Raw genomic sequence first — 2,579 nt, 5'->3', positions numbered from 1 at the left:
CCGCCCCCTCCGCCTGCCGTTCCGGCTGCCCGTCGACGGGTACGTCCTCGCGCTGCTCGGCACGGTCGCCCTCGCCGCGCTCCTCCCCGCCTCCGGAGCCGCCGCGACGGTCACGGAAGGCGCGTCGACCGGGGCCGTCGCCCTGCTCTTCTTCCTCTACGGGGCCCGGCTCTCCACCCGCGAGGCCCTCGACGGCCTCAAGCACTGGCGGCTCCACCTCACCGTCCTCGGCTGCACCTTCCTGCTCTTCCCGCTCCTCGGCCTCGCCGCCCGCGGCCTCGTGCCCGGCGTCCTCACCCCCCAGCTCTACAGCGGCTTCCTCTTCCTCTGCCTGGTGCCGTCCACCATCCAGTCCTCCATCGCGTTCACCTCGATCGCCCGGGGCAACGTGCCCGCCGCGATCTGCGCCGGCTCGTTCTCCTCGCTCGCCGGCATCGTCCTCACCCCGCTGCTCGCGGCCCTGCTCCTCGGCAACAGCGCGGGCGGCCTCTCCGCCGACGCGCTCCTGAAGATCGTGCTCCAGCTCCTCGTGCCGTTCCTGGCCGGGCAGTTCCTGCGCCGCTGGGTCGGAGGATTCCTCGTCCGGCACAAGAAGGTCCTCGGACACGTCGACCGGGGCTCGATCCTCCTCGTCGTCTACACCGCCTTCAGCCAGGGCATGGTCGCCGGCATCTGGCACCTGGTGACCCCCGCCCGGCTCGGCGCGCTGCTCGCCGTCGAGGCCGTGCTCCTCGCGGTGATGCTGGCCCTGACCTGGTACGGGGCCGGGCGCCTCGGCTTCGACCGGGCCGACCGGATCGCGATCCAGTTCGCCGGCTCCAAGAAGAGCCTGGCGGCCGGGCTGCCGATGGCGAGCGTCCTCTTCGGCCCCCAGGCCTCCCTCGCCGTGCTCCCGCTGATGCTCTTCCACCAGATGCAGCTGATGGTCTGCGCGGTCATCGCGAAGCGCCGTTCGAGGGACCCGGAAGCGGCCGGGGAAACCGGAACCGGACCCGGGGCCGGGCCCGCGGCGACCGCCCCCGAACCCGTACGCGCCCCCGAGGTGCCGACGGCCGGCACCTGATGATCATCCGGGCCGATACGGTGCTCCCATGCCCGCACTCGATCCCGGCCGCACCGCGCTCGTCCTCGTCGACCTGATGGAACGCATCGTCGCGCTGCCCCTCGCCCCCCGCCCCGGCACCGACGTCCTCGCCGCCTCCGCCCGGCTCGCCGACACCTTCCGGGCCGCCGGCGCGCCCGTCGTCCACATCCGCGTCGAGCGGCCGAACGTCGACGCCCAGCCGCCCGGCAGCGAGCTCGTCCCCGACCTCGTCCGCGAGGGCGACCCCGTCGTCGTCAAGCGCACCATCGGCGGCTTCCAGGACACCGGACTCCACGAGCTGCTCGCCGGGCTCGGCGCCACCACCCTCGTCCTCGGCGGCATCGCCACCAACCTCGGCGTCGAGTCCACCGCCCGCGCCGCCTGCGACCTGGGATACGACCTCGTCTTCGCCGAGGACGCCATGTCCGCGCTCACCGCCGACGAGCACCGCGCCTCCGTCGACCTCGACTTCCCGCGCCTCGGCACCGTCGCCCCCGTCTCCGCGATCACCCTGGACGGCCCCGAGTGACCCGCGTGCCGATACGGTACGGGGCCCGCCCCTGCTCCCTCGTCGTCTGCCGGGGCTGCTGCTGCGGAGACCCCCGCAAGAACCCCGGCATGGACCACGCCGGGCAGCTCGCCCGCCTCCGCGAGGCCGCCGCGGCCTCCGGCGGCCGACTGCTCGTCCGCACCAGCGACTGCCTCGGCCCCTGCGCCCAGGCGAACGTCCTCGTGGTCCAGCCGTCCACCGAGGGGCGGCGCAGGGGAGGCAGGGCCGCCTGGATCGGCTGGAGCGCCGACGAGGACTGCCTCGACGAGGTCCTCGCCTGGACGGCCGCCGGCGGCCCCGGCGTCGTACCGCCCCCGGCGGCCCTCGAACTCCAGATGATCGACCCGCCGAAGAACTGACGGAACCGTCAGAGCACGATCCGGTGCTCGCCCGCGTACACGTTCATGTCCGGCCCGCGCAGGAAGCCGACCAGCGTCAGGCCCGTCTCGGCGGCCAGGTCCACGGCGAGCGAGGACGGCGCGGACACCGCGGCGAGCACCGGGATCCCCGCCATCACCGCCTTCTGCGCCAGCTCGAACGAGGCCCGACCCGACACGAGCAGCACCGCACGCTCCAGCGGCAGCAGGCCCTCCCGCAGCGCCCGCCCGACCAGCTTGTCCACGGCGTTGTGCCGGCCCACGTCCTCCCGTACGTCGAGCAGTTCGCCGTCCTCCGCGAACAGCGCCGCCGCGTGCAGCCCGCCGGTCGAGTCGAAGACCCGCTGCGCGGCCCGCAGGCGCTCCGGGAGCACCGAAAGCAGCTCGGGGCTGACCCGTACCGGGGGAGCGTCGGCGATCGGGAAGCGGGCCGTGGTGCGGACCGCGTCCAGGCTGGCCTTGCCGCACAGCCCGCACGAGGACGTCGTGTAGACGTTCCGCTCAAGGGTGATGTCGGGGACCGTCACACCGGGGGCCAGTTGCACGTCCACCACGTTGTACGTGTTGC

General features: G+C 74.0%; 4 protein-coding genes. 3 read left to right on the top strand and 1 reads right to left on the bottom strand.

Annotation, left to right across the window (positions count from 1 at the left end):
• The 3 genes from CCN56_RS32125 to CCN56_RS32115 all read left to right on the top strand — a co-directional run.
• Positions 1 to 1,063, top strand: a 1,063-nt coding sequence (locus CCN56_RS32125) for a bile acid:sodium symporter family protein (RefSeq protein WP_306300650.1), incomplete at its 5' end; no start/stop codon positions are given.
• A gap of 28 nt (positions 1,064 to 1,091) precedes the next feature.
• Positions 1,092 to 1,613, top strand: coding sequence for an isochorismatase family protein (locus CCN56_RS32120; protein ID WP_086831409.1), 522 nt, complete (start codon positions 1,092 to 1,094; stop codon positions 1,611 to 1,613).
• Positions 1,610 to 1,993 (top strand): hypothetical protein, encoded by a 384-nt coding sequence (locus tag CCN56_RS32115; RefSeq protein WP_086831408.1) that lies wholly within the window; start codon positions 1,610 to 1,612, stop codon positions 1,991 to 1,993. Before CCN56_RS32120 ends, CCN56_RS32115 begins: the two co-directional genes overlap by 4 nt.
• A gap of 8 nt (positions 1,994 to 2,001) precedes the next feature.
• Here the strand turns inward: CCN56_RS32115 and fdhD are convergent.
• A partial coding sequence (gene fdhD, locus CCN56_RS32110; protein WP_086831407.1) for a formate dehydrogenase accessory sulfurtransferase FdhD occupies positions 2,002 to 2,579 on the bottom strand: 578 nt, incomplete at its 5' end.

It is taken from the genome of Streptomyces sp. NRRL B-24572 (genome assembly GCF_002156145.1).
GTDB lineage: Bacteria > Actinomycetota > Actinomycetes > Streptomycetales > Streptomycetaceae > Streptomyces > Streptomyces vietnamensis.
This window is presented reverse-complemented; position numbering and strand designations above follow the sequence as displayed.

Excerpts from the sequence above, each read along its gene's own strand:
- CCN56_RS32120 (WP_086831409.1), top strand. The coding sequence starts at position 1,092 with ATGCCCGCACTCGATCCCGGCCGCACCGCGCTCGTCCTCGTCGACCTG.